This is a genomic window from Serratia sp. YWN4 (genome assembly GCF_055790845.1).
The window spans coordinates 1,396,298-1,421,995 of the sequence record NZ_CM147696.1; the positions used below are offsets into that span (position 1 = coordinate 1,396,298).

General features: G+C 50.5%; 26 protein-coding genes and 3 pseudogenes. 26 read left to right on the top strand and 3 right to left on the bottom strand.

The genetic code is table 11. The annotated features are described in order from the left end of the window. The first annotated feature begins 116 nt into the window (after window positions 1–116). From ACX9GT_RS06505 to ACX9GT_RS06595, 19 genes are all read left to right on the top strand, one after another. On the top strand, window positions 117–224 hold the full coding sequence (locus tag ACX9GT_RS06505) for a host cell division inhibitor Icd-like protein (protein ID WP_473191520.1): 108 nt from the start codon (window positions 117–119) through the stop codon (window positions 222–224). After that, window positions 217–570 carry a hypothetical protein gene (locus ACX9GT_RS06510; protein WP_473190342.1) on the top strand — a complete coding sequence of 118 codons (354 nt, stop codon included), beginning with the start codon at window positions 217–219 and terminating at the stop codon, window positions 568–570. Before ACX9GT_RS06505 ends, ACX9GT_RS06510 begins: the two co-directional genes overlap by 8 nt. Further along, window positions 563–1,246, top strand: coding sequence for a hypothetical protein (locus ACX9GT_RS06515; RefSeq protein WP_473190343.1), 684 nt, complete (start codon window positions 563–565; stop codon window positions 1,244–1,246). The genes ACX9GT_RS06510 and ACX9GT_RS06515 overlap by 8 nt, the downstream gene beginning before the upstream one ends. Next, complete coding sequence (locus ACX9GT_RS06520) at window positions 1,239–1,496, top strand: hypothetical protein (protein ID WP_473190344.1); 258 nt, start codon at window positions 1,239–1,241, stop codon at window positions 1,494–1,496. The genes ACX9GT_RS06515 and ACX9GT_RS06520 overlap by 8 nt, the downstream gene beginning before the upstream one ends. Next, window positions 1,493–1,690: a hypothetical protein gene (locus ACX9GT_RS06525; RefSeq protein ID WP_473190345.1), complete on the top strand. Its 198-nt coding sequence runs from the start codon at window positions 1,493–1,495 to the stop codon at window positions 1,688–1,690. Before ACX9GT_RS06520 ends, ACX9GT_RS06525 begins: the two co-directional genes overlap by 4 nt. Then, window positions 1,687–1,905, top strand: coding sequence for a hypothetical protein (locus ACX9GT_RS06530; RefSeq protein WP_473190346.1), 219 nt, complete (start codon window positions 1,687–1,689; stop codon window positions 1,903–1,905). Before ACX9GT_RS06525 ends, ACX9GT_RS06530 begins: the two co-directional genes overlap by 4 nt. Then, window positions 1,902–2,543, top strand: a complete 642-nt coding sequence (locus ACX9GT_RS06535) for a hypothetical protein (protein ID WP_473190347.1) — start codon at window positions 1,902–1,904, stop codon at window positions 2,541–2,543. The genes ACX9GT_RS06530 and ACX9GT_RS06535 overlap by 4 nt, the downstream gene beginning before the upstream one ends. Window positions 2,544–2,776: 233 nt before the next feature. Further along, window positions 2,777–3,127 carry a hypothetical protein gene (locus tag ACX9GT_RS06540; protein WP_473191521.1) on the top strand — a complete coding sequence of 117 codons (351 nt, stop codon included), beginning with the start codon at window positions 2,777–2,779 and terminating at the stop codon, window positions 3,125–3,127. After that, window positions 3,120–5,906 carry a DUF927 domain-containing protein gene (locus tag ACX9GT_RS06545; protein WP_473190348.1) on the top strand — a complete coding sequence of 929 codons (2,787 nt, stop codon included), beginning with the start codon at window positions 3,120–3,122 and terminating at the stop codon, window positions 5,904–5,906. Before ACX9GT_RS06540 ends, ACX9GT_RS06545 begins: the two co-directional genes overlap by 8 nt. A gap of 254 nt (window positions 5,907–6,160) precedes the next feature. Then, window positions 6,161–6,391: a hypothetical protein gene (locus ACX9GT_RS06550; protein WP_473190349.1), complete on the top strand. Its 231-nt coding sequence runs from the start codon at window positions 6,161–6,163 to the stop codon at window positions 6,389–6,391. Window positions 6,392–6,528: 137 nt separating this feature from the next. Then, a complete protein-coding gene (locus ACX9GT_RS06555) occupies window positions 6,529–8,001 on the top strand; it encodes an IS1182 family transposase (protein WP_473189373.1) in 1,473 nt (490 codons plus the stop codon). 223 nt (window positions 8,002–8,224) lie between these two features. Further along, complete coding sequence (locus tag ACX9GT_RS06560; RefSeq protein WP_473190350.1) at window positions 8,225–9,145, top strand: BstA C-terminal domain-containing protein; 921 nt, start codon at window positions 8,225–8,227, stop codon at window positions 9,143–9,145. Between the two features lie 270 nt (window positions 9,146–9,415). Then, complete coding sequence (locus tag ACX9GT_RS06565) at window positions 9,416–9,658, top strand: ProQ/FINO family protein (protein WP_473190351.1); 243 nt, start codon at window positions 9,416–9,418, stop codon at window positions 9,656–9,658. A gap of 527 nt (window positions 9,659–10,185) precedes the next feature. Further along, window positions 10,186–10,368: a hypothetical protein gene (locus ACX9GT_RS06570; RefSeq protein ID WP_473190352.1), complete on the top strand. Its 183-nt coding sequence runs from the start codon at window positions 10,186–10,188 to the stop codon at window positions 10,366–10,368. Further along, the gene (locus ACX9GT_RS06575; RefSeq protein ID WP_473190353.1) at window positions 10,361–13,339 is read left to right on the top strand and encodes a phage tail length tape measure family protein; all 2,979 of its coding nucleotides are present in this window, start codon (window positions 10,361–10,363) and stop codon (window positions 13,337–13,339) included. Before ACX9GT_RS06570 ends, ACX9GT_RS06575 begins: the two co-directional genes overlap by 8 nt. Before the next feature lie 128 nt (window positions 13,340–13,467). Continuing rightward, a complete protein-coding gene (locus ACX9GT_RS06580) occupies window positions 13,468–13,995 on the top strand; it encodes a zinc ribbon domain-containing protein (protein ID WP_473190354.1) in 528 nt (175 codons plus the stop codon). 799 nt (window positions 13,996–14,794) lie between these two features. Further along, window positions 14,795–14,983, top strand: coding sequence for a hypothetical protein (locus ACX9GT_RS06585; protein ID WP_473190355.1), 189 nt, complete (start codon window positions 14,795–14,797; stop codon window positions 14,981–14,983). 214 nt (window positions 14,984–15,197) lie between these two features. Then, window positions 15,198–15,680 (top strand): ImmA/IrrE family metallo-endopeptidase, encoded by a 483-nt coding sequence (locus ACX9GT_RS06590; protein ID WP_473190356.1) that lies wholly within the window; start codon window positions 15,198–15,200, stop codon window positions 15,678–15,680. A gap of 6 nt (window positions 15,681–15,686) precedes the next feature. Next, window positions 15,687–16,067, top strand: coding sequence for a hypothetical protein (locus tag ACX9GT_RS06595; RefSeq protein ID WP_473190357.1), 381 nt, complete (start codon window positions 15,687–15,689; stop codon window positions 16,065–16,067). Window positions 16,068–16,148: 81 nt separating this feature from the next. On the opposite strand, the gene ACX9GT_RS06600 is transcribed toward ACX9GT_RS06595, so the two are convergent. Then, window positions 16,149–16,577, bottom strand: coding sequence for a hypothetical protein (locus ACX9GT_RS06600; protein ID WP_473190358.1), 429 nt, complete (start codon window positions 16,575–16,577; stop codon window positions 16,149–16,151). A 595-nt stretch (window positions 16,578–17,172) separates the two neighbouring features. Between ACX9GT_RS06600 and ACX9GT_RS06605 the strand changes: the two genes are divergently transcribed. Beyond that, a complete protein-coding gene (locus ACX9GT_RS06605) occupies window positions 17,173–17,568 on the top strand; it encodes a DUF2280 domain-containing protein (RefSeq protein WP_473190359.1) in 396 nt (131 codons plus the stop codon). A 239-nt stretch (window positions 17,569–17,807) separates the two neighbouring features. Here ACX9GT_RS06605 and ACX9GT_RS06610 read toward each other — a convergent pair whose 3' ends face one another. Next, on the bottom strand, window positions 17,808–18,179 hold the full coding sequence (locus tag ACX9GT_RS06610) for a hypothetical protein (RefSeq protein WP_473190360.1): 372 nt from the start codon (window positions 18,177–18,179) through the stop codon (window positions 17,808–17,810). Window positions 18,180–18,654: 475 nt separating this feature from the next. Between ACX9GT_RS06610 and ACX9GT_RS06615 the strand changes: the two are divergent. Then, a pseudogene (locus ACX9GT_RS06615) lies at window positions 18,655–18,819 on the top strand (Arm DNA-binding domain-containing protein); the annotation flags it as partial. Here the strand turns inward: ACX9GT_RS06615 and ACX9GT_RS06620 are convergent. Next, a pseudogene (locus tag ACX9GT_RS06620) lies at window positions 18,818–18,991 on the bottom strand (tyrosine-type recombinase/integrase); the annotation flags it as partial. The pseudogenes ACX9GT_RS06615 and ACX9GT_RS06620 overlap by 2 nt on opposite strands. Window positions 18,992–18,997: 6 nt before the next feature. On the opposite strand from ACX9GT_RS06620, the pseudogene ACX9GT_RS06625 reads away from it, so the two are divergent. The 5 genes and pseudogenes from ACX9GT_RS06625 to fimH form a co-directional block, all read left to right on the top strand. Then, window positions 18,998–19,192 (top strand): annotated as a pseudogene (locus ACX9GT_RS06625) (tyrosine-type recombinase/integrase); the annotation flags it as partial. 1,210 nt (window positions 19,193–20,402) lie between these two features. Beyond that, complete coding sequence (gene fimA / locus ACX9GT_RS06630; RefSeq protein ID WP_473190361.1) at window positions 20,403–20,954, top strand: type 1 fimbrial major subunit FimA; 552 nt, start codon at window positions 20,403–20,405, stop codon at window positions 20,952–20,954. A gap of 335 nt (window positions 20,955–21,289) precedes the next feature. Further along, entirely contained in the window at window positions 21,290–21,997 is a 708-nt protein-coding gene (gene fimC, locus ACX9GT_RS06635) for a type 1 fimbria chaperone FimC (protein ID WP_473190362.1), read from the top strand. A gap of 39 nt (window positions 21,998–22,036) precedes the next feature. Further along, window positions 22,037–24,643, top strand: a complete 2,607-nt coding sequence (locus ACX9GT_RS06640) for a fimbrial biogenesis usher protein (RefSeq protein WP_473190363.1) — start codon at window positions 22,037–22,039, stop codon at window positions 24,641–24,643. A gap of 22 nt (window positions 24,644–24,665) precedes the next feature. After that, window positions 24,666–25,682, top strand: coding sequence for a type 1 fimbria D-mannose specific adhesin FimH (fimH, locus tag ACX9GT_RS06645; protein WP_473190364.1), 1,017 nt, complete (start codon window positions 24,666–24,668; stop codon window positions 25,680–25,682). The last annotated feature ends 16 nt before the right edge of the window (window positions 25,683–25,698 follow it).

Here is a 25,698-nt window from a genome sequence, read left to right on the forward strand (position 1 = left end):
TAGCTGTTATGGATATTACCACACCCTTAACCGGGCGGGTTTCACTCACCCCGAATAAGTTCACCTGGCGCTTTCTGGCGATTTCTCGCATTGATCGCAACGCCAAGCCCTGCCGCATGTCTGTAGAGGCATCAACCGAACGGGAAGCCCGTCAACTCCTGGCCCCTCATTTCATCCTGTCATTTTCTGCGCGTCTGCCGGTTATGGAGGCTACTCATGCGTAATTTACCTATCCCCCAGGCACCGGCAGCCACCATCGAATCGACGGCGGTTATCAGTGGCAAATTGCTTGCCGCTGACGCATCACCAGCAGAGGCGATCAGTGAGTTACGCCGGTACTTTAACGAACTTGCTAAGCACCAGGAGTTTATCGCTATGGCTTGGTGCCAACGCTACAAGGTCGGCTTAGAAATCAGAGATCCGATGAATGCCCGCATGAATGGGGCTATGGGGCAGGTAAGCGCCATGATCTGCATGGTTGAGAACCAGTTGAAGATATTGGAGCGGGCGAAACAGACCGCGCAGAACAGCAGCCTAATCGGCGAAGCGGTGGGGGTGCGCCATGTGTAGCCTTCCTGATAACAACTTGGCCTATGCGCCAGCATTCACGCTGCCACTGGTAGGCGATCGCTATACACAGAACCTTGACGGTAAGCAGGTCATTGTCAGAAAGCATGCTGATGGCCGCGTAGTGTTCTCTTACGAACAGCACCCTAACGCCAGCCATGATTATTCACTGGAAGCATTCACGCACGAATTTACCCGCGTGGGGGGCGGCACACTGAGAACCTACGATTTACATGTGAATCCCACTGAGCTAACCGGGCGATTAATTTCCCTGGCTGAATTGATGAGGGATGTACAAAACAGCAATTCAGATGGCAGAAATGAATACCTAGAGGTACTTATCTACCTGTTAGAGGGGGCTATTTGCGAACAGCATAATCTTTTTACGCTAAACGAACTGCCGAGCGTGAACGCGCTTGACTCTCAAACCTATAACGAGATTAGCCAGCACCTTAATACTGTGATTGCCAGCGCCAATGCGGTCGAGGGTGACACGCCGGCAGTAAAAACGCATAACCGTCTCATGCGCATTCAGGCTATATCAAGCTACGTTATCAGCGATGTTCTACCCAATATCGCAGACGTTGCCGCACGTGCTGACCTTAATGTGTGGCTGGATGATATCCACACAACCAGCAAAATTGAAGGATTGGAAGAAAAGGCGGTAACTCATGGCTAAGCGCAACGTTCAACAGACGCAGGAAGGCCGCAGCATGAACAAGTTAGAACTCATTGATGCCCGTTGTCGCGTGAAACAAGCGCAGGCCGTTCTCGGTGCTTGGCTCGAAGTCGCAACGGGAACAGATAGCGATGTGTCATTGATTGGCGCTGTTACATCGTTGCTGGAGTTGGTGCCAGAGGCAATGGAAGAAGCAGAGAGCGAACTGGCTGAATACGTTATGCGCGACCGCCGGGAGGGTAAATCATGATCCGAGAAATCACACTGGAACAGGCAGCAGAAAGAGCGCATCAAGCCGAAATCGTGTGCCGCATGATGGAAAGCTTCCCTCACCGATTGGTTGAAAGCGAAATTACCGCCATTGCCGCGTTATTAGCCAGGCTCACTGGTGATGTGGCGGCATGGTTGATTGAAGAGCAGGCGCAGCGGGAGGGTGGGAAGTGAGCATTCAAGCCATGACAGGCAAGCGCCGTTGCCGCGTTTACGTTACCGCTGTTGATGGGGCTGGTGGCCCTCTCAACCTTGTATGGGAAGGCAGCGCCAGCGATCCAACCAATGCCGTTGAGCAAGCAAGAGCGGTAGGCCGGGATTACGGTTTTACCGATCTGACCATTACAGCAATCAAAGTTAAGTCACAGCAGGGGGAAATGACCGCATGAGCGACGTGATTAAACTCAAAAAACCGGGTTTTTCCGGCCTATTCCACATAGAGGCCAAGCCAGACGGTATCACCTTCACAGCACTGAACGATGAATGCGCTTCCCTGCCTGCGCGATTGTTGGGTTATTCCGCTTTTATTCGCAGTCTTGATGAAGGCGAGTTTGACGCCATGCCGATTGATGGATTTAGCGCGATAGCGGTGATCCACACGGCCAACGTTAACGGCTGGTTTAATCCTTCCAATGAACAGATGGTGATTGTTTGGCGCTGGATGGTGGCGTGCATGTTCATCGGCGATCAATATGAAAAAAATGGTGTTGCCGAAGTGGAAAACGAGAACGGCGGAACTGACAAGGTTGTTCTCTATCTCGGTAAGTACGGATCAATGCCGATTTACCCCATGACCGAGCGCTGTTCTCTAGCTATCAATATCGAGGGTGTAGCTATTGAGAAGCACGGCTTAGAGGAAGGCTTGAGGATGGCTAGCATTGTTTATCAAAACATGGCTTACGTTGACCCAATAGACCAGTTACTGAAACTGACGGATTGGGGCCGCGCATCACTGGCAGAAATGCATGATGGTTTTATCCTGCAGCTAAACACCGAAGGCTTACCACCAGAGCCGACAACTCACTGAGGGGAAACCATGAAAATTGATTACCTCGACAGTGGCGCGATAGCCAAGCTGACCATTACGAGCTTAACTCTCGAATACTGCAGGCATAACCGGGTACTTGATGCCGTGTTGCTGTCTGCGAATGTCACAGCATCCAGGCGCATTGGCTTGTTGATGAAAAGCACCGATACGGGCAAGACACCCGCAGTAATGAGGGCGTACAAGGCAGTGCTAAGGGAGCTAAACCGATGAACCTGATAACCAAAAACTTTCGCCTTAATGCGCTGGCTAATCAGTATGCGGCGGCGCTGTACAACCGTATAGCGCAGCAGAGCGGCGGCGAGTTCTTCAACGCCAAGGCGGGTGGGCAGTCTATCCGCGTGAATATTCTAGGCGGTGTGTCGGGGGTTCGTATGCTTGTAGATAGTTACTACCTGGAAGCACTACAGCAGAATTACCCTCAGTGGGAACCATTGGCGATCCATCTGTTTGGCCAATACCTGGATGGTAACGATCTGACGCCTACCGGGTGGCAAATCTGGCAGAGCATGGTTAACGACATGGGCGCAACCCTGGCACGGAATGGAGGGCGGCTTGATGCGTAACATTGACCTTATCCGCGAAGTAACCAAGGCGGCGGCGGGGCGCTGGCCTGATGTGCTGCCGATGGTGGGGATTGACGTTCCCGCCAGCCCACGCGCACAGGTGGCCTGCCCGGCATGTGGTGGGCGCGACCGTTTCCGGTTCGATGATAACGGGCGCGGTTCTCACTTCTGTAATCAGTGCGGCGCGGGTGACGGCCTAGACCTCGTTCGGAAGGTGAACCAGTGCGACGCCACCGAAGCGGCGCGGTTGGTTGCTGACGTGCTGGGTATTGATTACCGGGCAGCAGAAACCGGCAACAACGCCACCAGCCAGAGTAGGGCCACCGTGGACGCAGACCAGCAGCGCCGGGAGGTGGAGCGCCAGCAGGCCGAAGCCGTAGAGCAGGAGCAGAAACGCCAGAAGTTTACCCGGTGTTATACAGCGTTATACAACAGCGCTTCACCGGGTGAATCGGCCTATCTCACCGCCAAAGGGCTGACGGGGTTCACCTTCCCCATGCTGACAGATGGCCGCTTGCTGGTGGCCCTCACCGATGAAACCGGCACCGTAACGGCAGCGCAGACCATTACCGCCACCGGGGAAAAGCGGCAGGTTACGGACGGGGCCAAGCGTGGGGCATTCCATACCCTGGCAGGTGGGCCAGAACAGCCGCAGGCGGTGATTATTGCCGAAGGGCTGGCAACCACCTTAACCGCTCACTTGATGCGCCCTGATGCGCTGACGGTGGCCGCTATCGATGCCGGGAACCTGCTACACGTTGCGGAGGCGATGCGCCGTAAGTATCCAACCGCGCAGATCATCATTGCCGGGGATAATGACTGGCACCTACCGGGTGAACTGGACGAGTACGGCAAGCCGAAGAAGAACAGCGGGAAGATAGGCGCAGAGAAGGCGGCCGCCGCTGTTTCTGGCTGGGTATCATTGCCACCGACAGAGCATAAAGCCGATTGGGACGACTACCGGAAGGAAAACGGCCTAGAAGCCGCTACAGGTGTTTTTAATGAATTCATGTATCAACCAGAGGGGGAGGGCGTGGCCGCTGAACTGAAAGCCATTGATGGCGGCAAGAAAGACGGAACCAAGCGCGATCCGTTAAAGCCTCACATAGTCAGCCGGAAAGATGGCGTTTTCTGGGTAACGCCGAAGGTGGATACAGAGAGTGGAGAAGTGATTAATCATGAAAGCTGGCTATGTTCACCGCTGGAAGTGATCGGCACCGGGCGGGACGACAAAGATCAATATCTGGTTATCCGCTGGTTACCGGCGGGAGAAGGCACCCCCACCACCGCCGCGATCCCCCTGGCTGACATTGGCGAGCGGGAGGGCTGGCGAACGCTCAAGGCGGGTGGCGTGAATGTGACCACGAAAAACACCCTCAGGGCCATTCTGGCCGACTGGCTACAGTGTGGCGGCTCTCGTGAGATTTGGCGCGTGGCACAGGCTACAGGCTGGCAGTGCGGGGCATACATCATGCCTGATGGGGAAATCATCGGCACACCTGAAAGGCCGGTGCTGTTCAATGGTCGCAGTGCGGCCGCTGCTGGGTACACCGTCAAAGGAACGCCGGAAAGCTGGCGTGATTCGGTGGCACGTTTGGCACGGGGCAACCCTTCCATGATGGCCGGGATCGGTGCGGCGTTGGCTGCCCCCCTCATTGGGCTGGCAGGTGTTGACGGGTTCGGCATTCACTTTTACGAACAATCAAGCGCCGGTAAGACGACCACCGCCAATCTGGCCAGCAGCCTGTACGGTGAACCAGACGCCCTGCGCTTAACCTGGTTCGGTACCGCGCTAGGGATCGCCAACGAAGCTGCCGCACACAATGACGGGCTGATGCCGCTCGATGAGGTAGGCCAAGGCGCTGACCCGGATAGCGTGGCGAAATCGGCCTACACCCTGTTTAACGGTGTCGGCAAGCTCCAGGGGGCCAAGGAAGGCGGTAACCGGGATCTAAAACGTTGGCGCACGGTGGCCCTCAGTACCGGCGAAATGGACATTGAAACCTTCATTGCTACCGCTGGCCGCAAGGTGAAGGCGGGGCAACTGGTGCGCCTGTTAAATATCCCACTGGAGAAGGCGCAACAGTTCCACGGCACGGCCAACGGCAAAGCACATGCCGATGCCCTGAAAGATGCCTATCAAAGCCACTACGGGGCCGCCGGGCGCTTCTGGATCAAGTACCTTGCCGACCACCAGCAGCAGGCCATAGCCGCCGTGAGAGAGGCGGAGAGCCGTTGGCGTTCACTGATACCGGCAGACTACGGCGAACAGGTTCACCGGGTGGCGGCGCGGTTCGCCGTACTGGAAGCAGCGTTGTTGCTGGGCTGTGTGGTAACTGGCTGGGATGCGCAGGAGTGCCGGGACGCGATACAGCACAACTTCAACGCCTGGATCAGAGAGTTCGGCACCGGCAACAAAGAGCACCAGCAGATTATCGAGGCTACTGAAGCCTTCCTGAATGCCTACGGCCTGAGCCGGTTCGCACCGCTGCCCTATGACCCGCAGAGCCTGCCTATACGTGACTTGGCCGGGTACCGGGACAAAGGGAAGCATGATTGTGATGCCATGGTGTTCTACACGTTCCCGGCAGCGTTTGAGGATGAAATAGCGCGCGGGTTCAACTCGAAGCATTTCGCCAAGGCGCTGGCAGAGGCCGGTATGCTGACACCGCCAGCCAGTGGGAGAGGCTTTCAACGGAAATCACCGCGTATCGACGGGCGACAGATTAACGTGTACGTGATCCACCACCTACCGGAGAGCGACCAGCCAGAGGAATAACTTTTCTACACGTGAGGCAAAAACATGTTGGTTCAGTCGGTTCAGTTGGTTCAATTTGTAAAGATATCTGTTTTTAAAGGATATTATTTTTCATAAGTGCCGTTTTTGAACCAACACTGAACCAACAAATGGCTGTTTTGAACCAACAAATAAGCCCATTTCTCCCGTAACCAGTAATATTATCGCGAACATTCATCGCTAATCTTCTCCAGGCCCACGCTGTGGTGGGCTTTTAAACTGAGCAGGAGATAAAAATGAATCAGCAAAATATTCAGCCGTTACTGATTACTCGCGATGCTGTCCAGCACTTACTTGGCGGCATATCGAGAACCACTTTTTGGCGCAGGAGAAAAACATGGGAAGAACAAGGCACACCGTTCCCGCAACCTGCTCCAGGCACCAACCCTATTCGGGGAGGGGAACAGTACCGATATAAAGAGGTGATGGATTTTTTCAGGCAAATAAAGTTAATAGATGATTATTGAATTATATCTGAAGCTGATTATTAACTAACTATATGAATAAGCCTGCTTTTAGCAGGTTTCAGATTGATGACAAAGTCCTGGCCGTGAGGCCAGGACTTTGATCTAATAAGGTCAGTGCAAAAAATGGACTGACTGCCATGCTCAAAACACCCTCTCCCCAGCAATATCAGTTTGAAACCATCACCCTGGATGAGTTGGTCCCCGAAGACCATCTGGTTCGCCAAATCGATGCCGCCATCGATTTTGAATTTATCCGCGACGCCGTTGCTCATCTCTATTGTCCTGATAACGGCAGACCCGCTATTGACCCCGTTCGCCTGATTAAAATGATGCTGCTGGGTTATCTCTTCGGTATCCCCAGTGAGCGCCGTCTGGTCAAGGAAATACAGGTCAATGTCGCTTATCGCTGGTTCCTGCGTATGGCCCTCACCGAAAAAGTCCCTGACGCCTCGACCCTGAGCCAGAACCGCCTCCGCCGCTTCAACCACAGCGATGTCTTCCAGCAGATTTTTGACCACATCGTGGAACAGGCTCTCAGCCGCGGCATGGCCAACGGGCGTGTTCTTTACACCGACAGTACCCACCTGAAAGCTGACGCCAACCCTCGCAAGGCAGTGAATGAAGAACGTCCGGTGGGCGTCAGTGAATATCTGGAGCAGCTTGATGCTGCTGTAGAGGCCGACAGGAAGAAGCACGAAAAAAAGCCGCTGCCCGTCGTAAAAAAGATGCCAGAAAGCGTCGCCGTTAAGAACACCAAAGTCAGCACCACCGACCCGGAAAGCGGCTTCATGCACCGGGATAACAAACCGAAGGGCTTCTTCTATCTGGACCACCGCACGGTGGACGGGAAGCACGGCATCATCCTGGATACGCATGTGACACCGGGCAATGTGCACGACAGCCAGCCCTTTATCGGACGGCTTGAGCGGCAGGTCGAGCGCTTCGGTCTGGAGCCGGTGGCGGTGGGCGTGGACGCGGGTTACTTCACCGCTGCGGTGTGCCATCTGACACAGGAAATGGGTCTCGCGTTGGTTCCCGGCTATCGCAGACCGCACAAAGGTCAGAATGACTTCCAGAAAAAGCACTTCAGGTATGATGAGGCACGGGAAGTGTATGTGTGCCCGGCAGGCGAATTGCTGATATATAGCACGACAGACCGTAACGGTTATCAGCATTACCGTTCAGACCCGGCAGTGTGCCAAGGGTGTGAGCAGAGAGGACAGTGTACGCAGAACAGCAAGGCGCAGAAAACGATAACGCGGCACGTCTGGGAGGCGTCGAAAGAAGAAGCGAACAGGTTACGGCTGACGAAATGGGGCAAGAAAATCTACGCGCGGCGCAAAGAGACAGTGGAGAGAAGCTTCGCGGATGCGAAACAGCACCATGGCCATCGATATGCGCGGTTCCGTGGCCTGTCAAAAGTGCAGATGCAGTGCCTGCTGGCGGCCACAGCGCAGAATATGAAAAAGATGGCGCTGCTGGCGCTTCTTTATTGTCTTTACCGGTGGTGGAAAGCGTCTTGGGAAGGCCAGAAAGGTGCCTTGGGCGAACAGAAGTCGCCAATGACGGGGTTATGGAAAAATATCGCGATCGCGACCTGCGGTCGCTAAAAAAGAAGAACTCCACCTGAAGAAGTGGGGTTAGTCAGCAGTCTGAAGCCTGCTTTTAGCAGGTTTTTTTGTGTCACTGATCAAAGGCCGAGCATTTTGATATGGCTATGTAGCCGTCTGTAGAACACAGTAGATGTACTAATGCGGAATCGCCGGAGCGCGTGTCGCTCATTCAATTCGGGTAAATGTACGTTAGGCACCACCTAAAAGGTAATAATATCAAATGGATAATTTGAATTTAGTGCTTTCTGGGCAACAGATAGAACTGGAGCTGTACCCCATAAAAGAAGCCGACATTGACGGCGTGCAGATGGGCGTTATGAATGACGGCTCTCCTTTTTTAACATTACGAGGATTAGCAAGGCTCTGTGGTGTAGATCACGCCCCATTGCTCAGGTTTACTTCTAATTGGCAGGAGGAACGCAGCAAGCCAAGAGGCCAATTTGTTGACGCTCTTTTAAGAAAGCAAGGGTTAAATCTACAGAAGCTTTTCACAAAGACAATTATCCAAGGTATTGAGGCAAATGCTTTTCCAGATACTGTTTGCATGGCGATCCTTGAATACTATGCTTTTGAAGCCAATCAGGCAGGCAGGGACATAGCTCTTGACAACTTCAGAAAACTAGCCGGTTCACAACTCCGTAGGTTTATATTCCTTAGTGTTGGAATAGACCCTGAAAACCCTAGGCGCGGAGCAATGGAGTGTTTCCATGAGCGCCTGCTGATGAATGACCAGATACCTTTTGGCTACTTCTCAGTTTTCCGAGAGATGGCTGACTTATCCCTTAAAATGGTCAGAAACAACTTCAATTTTGGCCCTAGCGCAATCCCAGATATCAGCGTAGGTCGGGTTTGGTCTGGTTACTGGGAGAAAAATGGTCTTGATGCTAAATATGGCCCAAGGACAAAGCACCCCCATGTGTATCCAGATTGGTTCCCACAACACAAAGCTGGTCCAGTGGATGCCTGGATCTACCCAGATGATGCCCTTGGTGAGTTCCGGAGATGGATGCAAACTGAGTATATTGAAAACAGACTAGGCGCATACCTTGTCAAAAAGTCTGGTGATGGCGATCTTCCAAGGATTGATGCTGAAAAAATCGTACTTTCAGTTAAAAAACCGCAGCTACCTAACCCAAATTAACTATTCACCAACCCGGCGCGGGCCGGGTTTTTGTGTCTGCCGGTAAGCGTAAGAAATCAGTAGCACCACAGAAGGCCACCAGCGCCACGGAGAAAGACGCAGCACCTAACCATTTGAAGGTCACAGCCAAACATGTGGAGGCACTACAGCGGCCCGGAGAGGTGGGAAAAACCACTAAGTAAGCAGGCAAGGTAAGCCAAAACAGAAAGAAGATCGGGAAGCTGGCGGAGCACTGGCCGAAAGGCTTTCCCCTGGCTGGCCGCCCGTCCGTTGAGTATTGGCATTCAGGAGGCATTGATTAACGATGCCAAGGCGCGGGACTTGCCGATCACTGAGAGCCAAATTCGTTATTGCTTGAGTGCCTACACCAAGCGCCCGGACTACATGAAAGCCCTGTCCGCTGGTGGCCCACGTTATGACCTGAACGGCCAGCCGTGCGGTGAGGTATCGACAGAGCACCAGGAAGAAGCACAGCAGAGATCGAAACAACCGGCAGAAACCGCGAAGCCGTAAACAGAGGGCAGATTTCTGCCATTTACCTCTCATCTTCCCCGCGCCAACCAGCGCCAATAAACCCCGAATTCTCACACCAAAAACTGCGCAATCCGCACAAAAAAATTGCGCAGTAAAATTGCGCAGTGCGCAGGCCGATTAAAGCCAATTGAGAGCGGATTGAGCGCCAAACCAAAAAACACTTTGTTGCTGAATATCTTTAAGATTCAAATGTTCACAAGCAGCTATCCATGTGGGTTACAGCAATAAAATAGTGTATTCAATTAGTTATAGGATGTTGATACTTGGCCTCCAAGAACCTGATAAAACCTGAGGTATAAAAAACCTTACGATCCCCTCCCGCCTGTTAGCAAATGTTAAGGTTACGCAGTGCCTGGTAGGTAAAAGGAGGCATGCTATCAATTGCTATGGTTGCGTAGTGCCTATGGGATCGCCAATTTACCATTCCACAATTAGCAGCATTGATTGTTATCATCCCTACTTATGCAATAATGATAACTGTATAAAAAATCAGTGAGGCATTAAGAATGGCAACTACAGCGAACGTGAAACCTGTTCTTTTGTCTGGCGACCAGATAGAAGCGATCCTACAGATTCAGCGCCAAGAAAAACAAAAATCCCCGCTTGGCATCTGTCCGAGCATCCATGTGATCGCCCGTGGGCTGGTGGCTAAGGCGCTGTCTGAAACCGTGGGGGCATCGAATGACTGAACAAACATCCCGCCTTGCCATCGTCATTGACAGCACCGGGGCAAAAAAGGACGCCGAGAGCCTGAGTGATGCGCTTGTATATCTGGCTACCAAGGGGAAGTTAGCCAGTGAAGAACTGGACGGCCTAGGTAATACGGCAGATGAGCAGGCGGCGAGTTTACGCAGGCTGCTACGTCAGGTTGACCCGGTAGGCGCGGCGTTTGAGAAGCTATCCAAACAGCGGAAACTGCTTCAGGACGCCTTTGATAAAAAGTTACTGCGCGAGGACGATTTTAAGCGCTTTGATTCGATACTGGTTAGTCAGCAGAAGTCCATTAGTGGGATTGGCGATCAACTCAACAAAACCGGCATATCAGCCAAACAGACTGCCGCAGCAATGCGCATGGTTCCCGCTCAAATGACGGACATTATTGTCAGCCTGCAGGGTGGGCAAGCACCGCTCACAGTGCTTTTACAACAGGGTGGGCAGCTAAAGGATATGTTCGGCGGCATTGCTCCGGCAGCCAAAGCCTTGGGCGGTTACGTTGCTGGCATGATTAACCCGCTTACCATTTCAGCGGGTGCGGCTGGGTTGTTAGGCGCGGCGCTATATTCAGCAGAGAAACAAGTTTCAGCCTTAAATAAAGCAGCAAACAGCCTATCAAATATCAGCGGCATGAGCCTTAACCAGATAAGGGCGCTTGCTCAGGGTGCGTCTGCGTTAGGTGTTTCATATGGCGATGCCGTTACATCAGTAGGGGCTCTCACTCAAGCTCTCAGTTCTAATTCAGACATGTATCCGCGAGTAATTAAGGCATCAAGCGATTACTCAAAAGCCAGCGGCCAAGATTTGAATGAAGTTATCGGCTTATTCAATCAACTGTCATCGAGTGGCGGAAAATCCATTGATGATTTAGACGATAAATTAGGCTTCCTGACCGTGGAACAGAGAGCCCAGGCTGATGAAGCTTTGCGAAGCGGTAATATTGCAGATGCGCAGAGAATAGCGTTTGAAGCTCTAACCGGGAAGCTTGAGGATCTAACCAGTAAACTAAACCAGGGTGCGACTGGTTGGGATAATTTCTGGAAGGCCGCAGGTAGCGGGGCATCTGGCGGCTGGGGAATGTTCAAAGAGATAGTTGGAGGCGATTACCTAAATAATCAGGATGTAGTTCGCTACCAGCAGCGTAAGCAGCAAAGGGATGTCGGGATTAGTTTAGATAAGTGGACAGCAGAAAATGAGCGCCACTATCAAATGCTAAATAACGCTTCACCGGCTGTCAAAGCCTACATTCAGGCGCAAGAACAGTTATCAAAAACAACAAAAGAAGCGGCAGGCGGTAACTATCTAAAGGATCTGAGCAAGCAAGTATCAGATAACGCCGACGCAGTAACCAAGGCAAAAGAGGCAATAACCGCGCTTGATAATGCTTATAAAAACCAGCCAAAAGCTGTACAGGAAAGCGGAGCGGGGAATTATCAAGCACGCCGCTTACAGTTGGAAAGTAGGCTGGCAGATGCTGAGAAAGCGGCTAAAAATAAAAATAAGACCCCAAAAGGCAAGGCGTACACCGAGGATGCCGCCACGCGCCTGCTTGATCAGCTCAATCAGCAATCATCAGCACTGCAAAATCAATTCGATACCACGGAGAAGATCGGCGCAGCGCAGCAATCGCTTATCAAGTGGGAGCAACAGCTTGCTGATATAAAAACCAAGAAGATACTCACTGCTGATCAAAAGTCATTGCTTGCTAACCAGGAAAGCATCACGGCTAAGTATCAAGAAAACGCCGCCTTGGAAAAACAGGTTGCTCTGAGAAAGGAGCTTGAAAAGCTAACCGCTTTCAAGAATACGCTTTCTTCTGGCCTGCAAAACGATGCAGCCATGCTTCAGAACAGTCTCAACAGCAACACCGTTCTTTCTAAGGAGCAAAAGCGCCAGCAAGAGCTAACCAAGATATCTACCGACTTTCAGAAGAAGCAGACGGAACTTACCAATCAGCGCACAACCGGTCAAATATCAGGAGACCTTTACAAGCAGGAAACCGACGCATTACAAGCAGCGCTTAATCAGCGCCTTGCTATGCAACAGGCGTATTACATGCAGCTTGATCAGCTAAACGGCAGCTGGCAGATGGGTGTTCAGAATGGGCTACAGTCCTACATGAACAGCGTGCCAAGTCTGTATGAGTCGGTTACAACTGCTACAACCTCGATCCTCAGCGCTACTGAAACAGCCATATCATCAAACCTTGCCGCAATGCTTCAAGGCACGGAAAGCCTGAGCGATGGATTTAAGAATATGGCGACCGGCATGGGGCAAGCTGTCATTGAGGCACTCACAAATATGGCAGCCCAATGGCTAGTTTATGAGGCCGTTCAGTTGGTGGTTGGAAAAACGGCAGCAGTATCTTCCAGTTCAATGCTTTCTGTAAATGCTCAGGCTATGGCGAAAATGGCTGAACTGAACGCTTACGCATCAACAGCAGCAATACCGATTATTGGCCCAGGCTTGGCTCTTGCCGCTGCTGGCGCTGCTGCGTCATTTGCAGAGCCATTGGCTGCGGCTGTAAGCTCTATTTCTTTGGTTGGCATGGCTCACAGCGGCATAGACTCAGTTCCTTCGACTGGTACATGGTTGCTTGAAAAAGGCGAAAGGGTTATGACAGCACAAACATCAGCAAGGCTTGATGCCACGCTGGAGAACTTGCGAAAGAACGGAATGGACGCCACGTTAAGTAAGCCTGGCTTCGGCACTGGCGCGCAGAACGTTTCGAATAGCGCCACAAACTCGATTAAGCAGAACAACAATATCACTCAGAACTACAATGTTCAGGGTGTTACGCCAGACCAATTAAGTAGTGCGCTCAGTCAGAGTAATAAGCAGATGTTAAAACAGCTTGAGGGTAAATTGACTAGTGAGGTTATCAGCCCGCAGAGCCAGTTCGGTAACGCTCTTAAAAATAACTATGGCAGAAAAGTTCCGAGCTAATCACCATTGACGCCATTACATCACCCGCCATCGTGGCGGGTTTTTGCTATCCAGATCTCACGCTTTCGAATTGTCATGACTAAGACGTCTGCTAACATGTAACAAACTTTTATGAATGGGGTATTGGTGTGGAGATAGTCATCATTGCGGCTGTGCTGGGTTTTATCCCTGCATTTATCGCGAGCGGGAAGGGTAGATCTGTTTTCTTGTGGTGGGTTTATGGAACTTTGTTGTTCATTGTGGCGCTAATCCACTCGCTACTACTCAAGAAAGATGTGGCAACACTGGAGCGGGAGCAAATTAATAACGGCTTTGCCAAGTGCCCATTCTGCGCTGAGATGGTAAAGGCAGAGGCTATCAAATGTAGACATTGCGGCAGCGATATAAGCGAGCGCGTTAAAGACAGCATTACTTCTGAATTTCGCGTCAAGGACGTTGATAACACTACACTTTATACAAAAGAAGGTGAATCATTATCACTTAATGATGATGGGATAAAGAATTTGGTAGGAAAGATGAAGAGTAATTCTAAATCAACCAATCCCGGTCATATTTTTGGTGAATATCAGGAAGATATTAATTATGTGAAATATCTTCTACCGGTTACTTTACAGAATGACTTCACCAAAAGAATCAAATATTGGCTTGATAGATAGCTGTTATGCTGAATGGCAGTAAGCAAAAAGAGGCCCATTCAGGTGGGCTTTTTACTGCCCTGCGATACCCCCACGCTGGTGGCGCTCCCTGGTACCCATCTTCGATTTATACAAACACTCATATTATTTCGTATTCAAAGAACTGGGGGCTATGCAGATGAGAGAGCAGACCAGGAGCTACACAAACGCGCTACCCTGCATCGGGTTAACGTACCTGGGTAATATGCGCCGGGGGTTGGCAGATGCGCCAGACGGCTACGCCACCCACACCACAACCGAAAGCGGGATATTGTGGATCACCAGGAACGGCGACAGATACGCGGCCACTATCAACGGGCATTCGTTCACGCTATCACTGGCAACCACTCAGGCCGGTTACGGTGTGCGGCACTGGTATCTATGCCCACACTGCCACCAGCGATGTGCAAAGCTCTATATCGGGCGTAAAGATATCGCCTGCCGTAAGTGCTGGAGACTTCGCTACGCCAGCCAGAGCGAGGACGGGTTAGCCAGAATGCGCCGGTTAATCAGAAGTAAGCGCCTTGCAATCTGGCCCCATGACACACCGGAGCTAATGAACCTGTTTAAGGCTCCTGTCCAGTTCTACAAACCAAAGGGCATGAGGTGGGAAACGTTCGAGCGTAAGCGATCGGAACTGTCCAGGCTTGAGGAACGGTACTGGAAAGCATTTGCGCCGATAATCGACCAGATGACTGTTAGAATTAGCGGGCTTTGATTTGTGAGTGACTAATGGTCACGCTCAAACGGGTAAATCCGATCACCACCTGGAGGCAATGCCATGTTAGACCGCCAATCCATAGAACTGACGCTAATCAGCGCAGCGCAACAGCAAGGCTTCACACTGAACGGCAAAGATATGTTGGATATCCGCACCAACGTAGCGGCATCACTGGCAGCCAAAGAACGCCACCGGCTGAGGATGGTAGCACCGGCCTACCAGTGGAAGAAGCCAGCGCCGAGGCGGTGACTTTGCTACATGGCGATTTGATGATTGTTGTGTGGCTCCCTGGTAAACGATATTGACCGCTCTACAGGTATCTACTGGGTTATTCTGGAATCTACTGATACTTACTGATCTTTACTGATATCTAGTGACGGTTACCACAGTTTGTGTAAAGATTGTATTGCACAATACAGAGCGTAATTCACCCAATCGTAAACCAGCCAGAGGAGGAAAAGTTATGCCACGTACAACCGCAAACGCCCTCTTAAGCAATGTCTGGGGTGATCGAGGGTTCCCTGTAGATCCCGTGTGGATTGCTAATGAATTAGGCCTGGATGTTGTTGAAACTCAGATTAGTAATGAAGTTTCTGGCGCTTTACTGAAAGAAGCGGAACAAGACCCCGTTATAATCTTGAATCAGAACGATAGTAATGTTCGTAAGCGCTTTACATGCGCACATGAGTTAGGTCATTACATTCGGCGCACAGAAAACGGTACGTCTTTGGAATATGAATTTATCGACTATCGTGACAAGCTTTCATCCAAGGGGATTGATCCAGAGGAAGTATTCGCTAATCAGTTCGCAGCCTGTCTGTTAATGCCAGAAAAAGAGGTTAGGCGATTAGCAGCAGCCAAGTATTCCCCTGTAATGATGTCTTCCTATTTTGGTGTTTCTGACGATGCGATAAGGTTCAGGCTTAGCAAGTTAGGGTTGCGTTAACCCCCTATGCAACCTAGTGAAAAAGAAGTACTGATAAGGGAACTCCAGCAAGCGGCAAGGCAAGCCAGAGGTGAGCCTGCCGCCGTTTCCTCTCCTAAGGTTACCCAGCTTTCTTACATCAACGACGAAGACCCAGCCAAAGCCCACCAGCGAGCAAAAACTAAAGACTTAAAAACAGATATAAAGCTCAAAAAGATTTTCGCCAAATGGTTCATCGGGATTTTGATTGGTCAGCTTGTTGTGATGAACGGTATTTTCATTTGCATTGGCGCAGGGTTACTTCATTTCAGTGATTTTGTTATTAATCTCTTTATGGGCGGTACACTCGCAGAGGTTTTTGGGATCGTTTTGGTTATGGCGCGGTATCTGTTTTCAAAGCATGAATAATTCGCACGGTCAGTATCACAACAACACCATAACTCATTGATTTTCTCGATAGCGCAAAAATGCGCTTGGCATACGTGACTATCAAGCCAGTGCGGCAGTAATCAGGCTGGCGTTATTGCCCTGTCGCTTCCAGGCGCTGTAAATATCCTTATCCCATGCCTTAGCGCCTTTGGTCTGATAACCGGCATCATTCAGCCGTTGAGCGATGATCCGGCCATTGTCCAAACCTTCCCCGATAGTCTGGGCTACAATGGCAACTACGGCCTTTTCGTTGTATGGGTGCAGAGGAATGCCAGACTTACCGACAATCAGCGCCGCCGCTGCCGTTTCCATTCGTTCCACCAGCGCCAATATACGCTTATCAGAATCAGCCACAGGGCGATTTAATTTGCTTCTGATGGCATCGACCAGCCAAGACGACTTATCGCCACCTGATGCCGCCACGGCCTGATTAAAGGCATCCTGTAAATCAGATGGAACCCGGAACGCCACTAAGTTGGATTTGCTCACCTTCACACCTCGATAGCCAATTGATAGGCATACAGTGTACTACTGTATAACAGCGTTATACATAGCTGATGTTGGCAATTTACCGGGAGACATAACCGGGCCACCGTATGAAATCACGGCGTGGAAGTTTCTTTCCTGGCTGGTGGAGTTGCGCCTAAGGAATGATCGGCGTAGGGCTATGGCACTGAACCAACACGAAAACCCTCTTTGTTGGTTCAAAACGGCCTTGTGTTGGTTCACTTTTTGAAAATAAAGTCATATAAAACAACCATCTTTACAAATTGAACCAACTGAACCGACTGAACCAACATACTTTTGCTTGTGTATAGAGAAATATCAGGGAGCTAAAAACGCTTTCAAACGGTGGAATGCGGCCTGGCGGGGAGCGCACCCCCTAAAACATGTGACATGTATCACAAAGTGATTTTTGCCGCTTTTGGTGATTGATGACATTCACGCCTGTAATGTTGGTTCGCGGGGGAGAGGTTCGCACACAGGTTCGCACCGAAAACCCACTTTCATGATGCGAACCAAGTACAGGGGGCGTGCTAAAATCAGCTTAAACTTTTGACAGAGTATGACGGAATCACGATAAATGGCGACATTACCAACAGAGGTTAAGGCTTTCATTGTTCAGGCGCTTGCCTGTTTTGATACGCCGTCTCAAGTGGTTAAGGCTGTACAGGCAGAATTCAACCTGAACATAACGCGTCAGCAGGTGGAATCACACGACCCCAATAAAGCCAATGGTAAGAAGCTGGGCCAGAAGTGGATTGAGCTTTTCCACTTCACCCGTCAAAGACTCCAGAACGAAATCGCTGATATTCCAATAGCCCATAAGGCTTGCCGGTTGCGGTCGCTTGATCGGATGCTTGAGCAAGCCGAAAGGGCGAAAAACTACGTTATGGCGGCGCAGCTTATAGAGCAGGCGGCTAAAGAGGTCGGTGACGCTTACACCAACCAACAAAAGCGGGGGCGATCCAAGGGGTGATATTGGTTGCTAAATGTGAGGTTGCCAGGTTGGTTGCCACCGAAAAGAGGGTTTCAGATTGGCAACCACGGTACGCATAGCAGAGGTACGCAGGTAGGTACGCAGCGAAAAGGCATGCTTTAAGGCGCGTACCGGGGAATCGGTTGGTATCCAAACGCGAGGTATCCACTTTGGTATCCACCAGATCGGTACTATCTGAGCGGATACCGATAGCGTGGCAGCGTGATATCGTACCCACTCTATTCTACCCGCACAGCCTCACCCTCGATCGCTTCACGCCTCCCGCCATCATCACGCCGCAGATTACAGGAACCGGGCAGGCCATAACGGGAGCAATTACACCAAACACCCGCGCCGTCACCTGATTGCGTAGTGTCTTGCCGCTGCTCGTAGCTGATTACCTTTTCTAACAGGCCGTCTTTAGTCATTGCCTCCAGCGTTCGCCGGGTAGATTCGATCTGGTGGCGGCTATCGAGAGAGGTTGTACCGTGGAGCAGATAGGCCACACCAGACACGTCGAAAGGTGGCGGGCCAATCTCACCCGTTACCCATTCAAGGCTACCCGGTTCGAAATAGCTCAATATCTCTTTTTTGCGGCTGGTCATTCTCATGGCTGGAGGGTTCCTTAATGTAGGTTCCATCTATCCTACAATAAGAAATCACAACCGGGGGGGGGCATTCTTCACCATGATGCGGGATTATCCCGTATGTACCCAAATGGACGATGACGGATCTCAGAGGTGGAATTGGTTGATGAGGATAAGCAGGTTTTACCCTAGGTGGCATGTTAGAGTGAAAAACGAGCAATATTGACGGTCGCAAAAGCATTTGGGGGCATAATTGGGGGCATGTGGTTAAATTGAACTTAAAAATAATCAATTAAAACAATTAATTATTGTTTATTATCTAGCCCTGTAGGGATTTCTACTTCTCCCAACGTCTACTAAAATCTACTAAACCCCCTTATACTGCCTGCTACAGCTGATATCACCGTATCCCAACGTCTACTAAGTTCTACCGAAATCTACATGCATGTGGGGGTATGTTTGGTGGTATGTCCAGGTTCAATAAAGTGGGGTACCCCCAATGAAGCTAAACGCCCGACAAGTAGACACTGCCAAGCCCAAGGACAAGCCTTACAAACTTTCTGATGGTGGTGGCTTATATTTGCTCGTTAATCCGACTGGTGCCCGTTACTGGCGTCTGAAATATCGTATAGCTGGAAAAGAAAAGCTCTTAGCCGTGGGGGTATATTTCTTTGCATATCGACCTGCGACCATTCCAGATTGATAATGTTTGAACGCCGCAGCCCGGTAGCCAGCACAAAGACGACAATATGCCTAAAGCTATCTGGCATGCATTTGATCAGCGTGGCAGCTTCTTCCTTCGTCAGCCAACGCCCGCGTTTACTTGTCGGCTTCCTTATAACGGCAAGGCAACCGGCCACGGCTTCCGCCACACCATGAGCACCATCTTGCACGAGCAGGGCTATAACACTGCCTGGATTGAAACCCAACTGGCTCACGTCGATAGGAACAGCATCCGGGGAACGTACAACCACGCCCAATATCTGGATAGACGCCGGGAAATGCTTCTGTGGTATGCCGACTATATGGATAACTTGTTCAACAAAGACTATAGCGAACACCTGAATTTTGCTGCTGGCAACAGCAGTTTCGGCTATTCCGCGAATACGTCAGTTAATGAACCTGGCCGTATCTTCTGGGTAAAAGTTAAGACGCTGTCTGAGACAGTGACAGTCGGCCCTGACAGTTGCCTGGGCCATCAAATTTCAATATAAACAATGGATTATTTCCTTGGCGTGTTTTTTACATCACTGATCTTCACCCCTTCATACCCAATAAATGATTTATAATTCCATTAAATTTAATTTTATTAGATAATAATGCTATGTTAATTTTTTTAACTAATATAAAAAATTAGAAATGAATAAATAATCAGAGCTTAACTGTGGGTAATAAATCTTAAAAATAATAAGAATAGCCTTATGATATTTTTAAAAAACAAAGATATCTCATTGAATAATAATGTAATTATATGAAATCAGGAAGAATTGGACAATATTGACACTAAGAAGTTATCGCAGGTATTATTTGTCTCAGGTTAACAAGCAATCACCACCCAGACATTAACAATGAGATTTAAATTCATTGTATATTATTATTGCCTGATAAATATGCCGTAATAAATGGCACGGTTTAACCGAACATGGATAGAGAGATTTAATAATAACGCCATTCTTACGGTAACAGTGTCATCTAATCCTGTTAAACTAAGCCGTGGCTGAGCGGAAGGCTATTTATGATGTTGTATGTTAATACTTCCATGTGAAAAATATTCAGTGGCCTGCGTTGGGCTGCCGACATTGTTGCGCAGTGATTTCATTGTTATCTAATAGATGAGTTATTTATCGTTTAGTGAGGCTAATAAAACTTTTAAATCTATTACTACCAGATTGTGAAAAATATACTGTCGAACAGACCGATGCGATGACGCAGCGGAACACCATCTATACCCGTCATACTTCAAGTTGCCTGCGTTAGTTCGCCTAGTGACATTGATATGCTAATGGGCACTCAAATTTGCCGCCTTAATGCAACTAAAATTATTAAGCGTATAGATTAAGTCAGCGTGTTTACTGTTTTTATATTTATTTTAGTGTTTATAAATAATCATTCAAGGATGCATGGTTATTACCGGCTTATATGGTTTTTCCTGAGGGAAAATCTATATAAGACTTAAAGGATTTGATAGTTCCGGTCAGGGATCGACTGGTTAATTATCTTAACTATCGTTAATTTAAGGATGTTTTAATGAAACTCAATACAATCGCTTCTTCTCTGGTTGCTACCATCGTTCTGGCAAGCAGTGCCGCTTTCGCTGCTCCAGTTACCGTACCTGGTGGCGTAGTTCACTTCCAGGGTTCACTGGTAAACGCAGCTTGCGCAGTAAGCACCGAATCTGCTGACCAGATCGTTAAACTGGGCCAGTACCGTACCGCAGCTTTCACTGCTGTTGGTGACGTTTCTGCTAATACCCCGTTTAACATCGTTCTGAATGACTGTGATACCAAAGTTTCAACTAACGCTTCCGTTGCGTTCTCTGGTGCTGCTACTGCTGGCAACCCAAATCTGTTGGCGGTTGCTTCTTCAACCAACACCACCACTGCAACTGGCGTAGGTATTGAAATTCTGGACCGCACTTCTACTGCGCTGACGCCAAACGGTACAAGCTTCTCTGCGGCACAGACGCTGATCAACGGTACCAACACCCTGCCATTCGTCGCGCGTTATAAAGCAACGGCAGCTACAACTACCGCGGGTCAGGCGAATGCTGACGCGACCTTCATCATGCAGTACAACTAATCACTGACTGCTAGCTATTCACGGATGATTATAGCCTCATGGATGAGGCTGTTTCTTTAACATTGACAAAACAATGACGAAATAAGGACGAATTATGCATTGTTGTTCATTCTCAGAGAATTAACGATGACGGGGGGCGTAATTATACACCCGCAGAGATGACTGTTTTAACAGGTTGTATAAACAGTCGTGAACAATTTTAAGCGCCTCTGGTCTTCTCACTTTCCATTGCTTTTTTCAGAATGGTCAAATTTGGAAATACCCTCTCTGACGATGGATGCACGTCGATTTATTTCTTTATTGTTTTAATAGAAAATACAAGGATAACCATCGTTATGAATAAGATTTTTAAATGTACGATAGCTATCGCCATGTCTTTAGCTATGGTGTTGCCTATGGCAGCCTTCAGTGCCAAAGGGACCGGTGGCATCGCCTTGGGCGCAACGCGCGTCATTTACCCCGCCCTGGCCAAGCAGACCTCGATAGCGCTGAATAACTCGGATGCAAAAAACCGTTATTTGGTTAACGCCTGGGTTGAAAACATCAACGGTCAGAAGGAAAAAACCTTTGTTGTCACTCCTCCACTGTTTGTCAGTGAACCGAAGAGTGAAAACACGTTACGTATTATTTACGCCGGGCCGCCGTTGCCGAATGACCGCGAGACGGTTTTCTGGTTGAACGTAAAATCTATTCCCTCGGTGGATAAACAAAGTATCGAAGGGAAGAACGTCCTTCAGTTGGCGATCCTGTCGCGTATCAAGCTGTTTGTTCGCCCGGAAAGCCTGCCTATTCAGCCGGAAGAAGCGCTTAAACACGTGCGGTTTAAGCTGTCTGGTGGAACGCTGAATATCACTAACCCATCACCGTATTACATCTCTATGGTCAACCTGACCGTCGGCGGCAAGAAGCTGGCTAACACCATGGTCCCGCCAATGGACAGTGCGCAGGCGGCGGTTCCAGCTGGTGCTTCAGGCAGCATTTCGTTCCAGGCCGTCAATGATTACGGTTCACTGACACCGCTACAGAATGGTGTCACGCAGTAAAGAAGAGCTCTTTGTCAGCGGAAGATTATAGAGGCAATGATGAAAAGGTCAGTTAGACGTGACATTTTTGAAGCAAAGGGCAAGATGCCCCATTTTAGCTCGTTGGCCGCAGCGCTTATGGCCATTCTTTATTCCGGCATGAGTTCAGCTGAGAGCTATTTCAACACGGGATTTTTATCTGATGACGTGGCTAAAGTCTCAGATCTTTCGCGTTTTGAAAAAGGCACCGACCAGGTTCCGGGCACCTATCGCGTTGATATTATTGTCAACGAGGAGCTGATAGCTACCCAGGATATGAATTTCATTGCTGCCCCCCGTGGAGCGAGTGTCAATCCTGCGGCTGGCGGGCTCGAACCCTGTATGGATCAGCGTTGGTTGAAACGCATCGGTGTGAATATTGCCGCCCATCCTGACTTGAGCAAACTCAAGCCTGAAGCCTGTGTGGATCTGCTGAAAGAGGTCACCGGTTCAGAGGTCACGTTTGATTTTGCGCGCCAACGCCTGACCATCAACATACCGCAGGCTTCACTGCTTAACACGGTGCGCGGCTATATTCCACCGGAAGAGTGGGACGAAGGGATCCCTGCTGTATTGCTGAACTATAACGCTTCCGGCAACCGTGGTTCGAGCGGAGACAGCTATTACCTGAACCTGCAGAGTGGTGCCAATGCGGGCACCTGGCGTCTGCGTAACAACAGTTCGTGGAGCCACAGCACGGGGGCCGATGGCAATACTTACAACCGCTGGACATCCATCGGTACCTCTGTTCAGCGTGCCATTATTCCGCTGAAAAGCACCCTGGTGATGGGGGACAGTAATACCGACAATAGCCTGTTTGACAGTACGGGGTTCCGGGGGGCGCGGCTGTATTCTACCGACAGCATGTACCCGGATGCCTTGCAGGGGTTTGCCCCCACGGTGCGTGGGATTGCCAGAAGCAATGCCAAAATCACCATCCGCCAGAACGGGTTTGTCATTTATCAAAACTTCGTGCCGCCGGGGCCGTTTGTGATTGACGACATGAACGCGCGTATCTCCAGTGGTGACCTTGAAGTGACCGTTGCGGAAAGAGACGGCAACAATCAGGTGTTTACGGTGCCTTACTCTACCGTGCCGATGCTGCTGCGCGAAGGCCGATTCAAGTATGACGTGGTGGTAGGGAAGTTCCGTAGCGGTAATAACCAACAGTCCGAGCCTGCGTTCTCCCAGGTGACCTTGATTGGCGGGTTGCCGAACGGCTATACCCTGTACGGCGGTGGGCAGATTGCGGAACGCTACGCCTCTGCGGCCATCGGGATCGGCAAAAACCTGGGCAGTTGGGGAGCTATCTCGTTTGATGCCACCCATGCGCACAGCAAGCTGGCGGATGACAGCAACTATGACGGGCAGTCGATACGTTTCCTGTATGCCAAATCTCTCAATGAATACGGTACCAACTTCCGCGTGCTGGGGTATCGCTATTCCACCCAGGGCTTCCACACGCTGAGTGATGTCGCCTATAAGCAACTGGAAGGGTACGATAACCAGCTGGAGATTGACGGTAACTACGGCAAAATACCGATCGTTGCCACCTATTACAACCTGCGTTACAACAAGAAGCAGAATTTCCAGGCCAATATCACCCAGTCGTTGGGCGAGTATGGTTCTCTGTATCTATCTGGCACCCAGCAGACTTACTGGGGGACCAACCGGACCAACATCCTGTATCAACTCGGGTATTCCAGCGGTTGGCGCGGGATCAATTATGCCCTCGGCTTCTCCTGGAACAAAACGCTGGATACCAACGCGAACAACCGCATCATGTCGCTCAACGTGTCGATACCGTTCAGTGTGCTGTTTGGCCGCAGTTATTCGACAGACTCCGTTCTGGACCGGGCCTATGCCACCGTCGCAACCAGCCATGATTCCGATGGGAAAAATACCTGGCGGACCGGGCTGAGCGGCACCTTACTGGAAGGGCGTAACCTGGCTTACAGTGTGACCCAGAACAGCGGCAGCACGACCGGGGGCAATGCCAACCTCAACTGGCAGGGCACCTACAATACCCTTGGCCTCGGTTATAGCTATGGCAGCGGCCAGCACGATCTGAACTGGCAGGTTGCCGGTGGGGTAGTAGGGCATGCCGATGGCGTGACCTTCAGCCAGCCGTTGGGCGATACCAACGTGTTGATCAAAGCCCCTGGCGCTGCTGGCGTGAGAGTGGAAAACCAGACCGGCGTGAAGACCGACTGGCGTGGTTACGCGGTAGTCCCTTATGCCTCAAACTATCGCTATAACCGCATCGCGCTGGATACCAACTCGATGGACGAACACACCGATATGACGGACAACGTTGCCAGCGTGGTGCCTACCGAAGGTGCGCTGGTCCGGGCAACGTTCGATCCGCGCATTGGCGTTCGTGCACTCTTCACCGTGAAGCGTGGCAATAACCTGGTGCCTTTTGGCGCGGTGGTGCGTGAGGAAACCAGCGGAACGACCAGTATGGTGGGCGAAGATGGGCAGCTCTATATGAGCGGATTGCCGCTGCAAGGCAAGTTGCTGATCTCATGGGGCAAGGATGCAGGCTCGCAGTGTAACGCGTCTTACTCGCTGCCTAAAGAAAACCTGAAGCAGGCTGTCATGGCCGCCACCGCTACCTGTCATTAACCGACAAGCCAGGAAAAGCAGAATGAATATCAAAATGTATTTTGCCGGGGCGGTGCTGCTAGTGGCAGGCGCTCCGGCCTATGCCAAGGTGTGCGCCCCGGTCGGTGGCGTTAAAGATCTCCCTTATGATTTATCGAATGCTTTTAGCGCATCCAATAATCGAGTCGGTCAGGTTGTCAATTTAACTGGATATAGCGGTCTGGTCGGTGTCAGGGCTATCTGTCCACCGGGAACCACGGGCGAAACCACCATGCGCAGCTATGTCACTGATTTACCCGTAGTGGCAACCATCGATAATTATAAGTACTTGCAGCTTAATGATTACCTGCAAGGCGCAATGCAAATCACCGATCATGGTAACAACGGTGACCAAGTGTTCTATCCCCCGACGAATTACTTCCAAATGGGGGCGGACATCCGCGTTCCGATCAATCAGACTTTCGATGTTTTGGACGGTGGACTGGTCTTCAGACTGAGGGTCACCAAGCCGTTTATCAATATGGTGGCAATCCCCAGAAAGACCTTGTTTACCGTTTATGTGACGACCACCAATGCGGATCCACTGATCACCCCGGTTTATACCATCAGTTACAGTGGCAAGATTAATGTGCCACAAACCTGCGAGCTCAACGTTGGGCAGATAGTGCAGTTTGATTTTGGTGATATAGCCTCAACACTGTTCAGCCAGGCGGGCGCGGGTAATAGCCCAGCAAGGGTCACGCCGCAAACAAAATCTGTGGCGATCAAGTGCACCAACGTTGACGCCCAGGCCTATCTCACCCTGCGGTTGGAAGCCGAAAAAAACTCCGGCGATATCATGGTTTCGGATAACCCCGATCTTGGCTTCAAGGTGTCAAGCGGTACCGGCAGTGGCCCGGTGTTTATCCCCAATGACGCGACCAGCAAGCTCGGTTTCCAACTGGATGATGCGGCCAAAGCCAACGTGACTATCACCGCCGTACCGGTGAGCGTAACGGGCGTCAAGCCTCAGACTGGGCCTTTTACTGCGCGCGGCTACCTGCGTGTGGACTATGACTAAGGATAACGCGATGCAA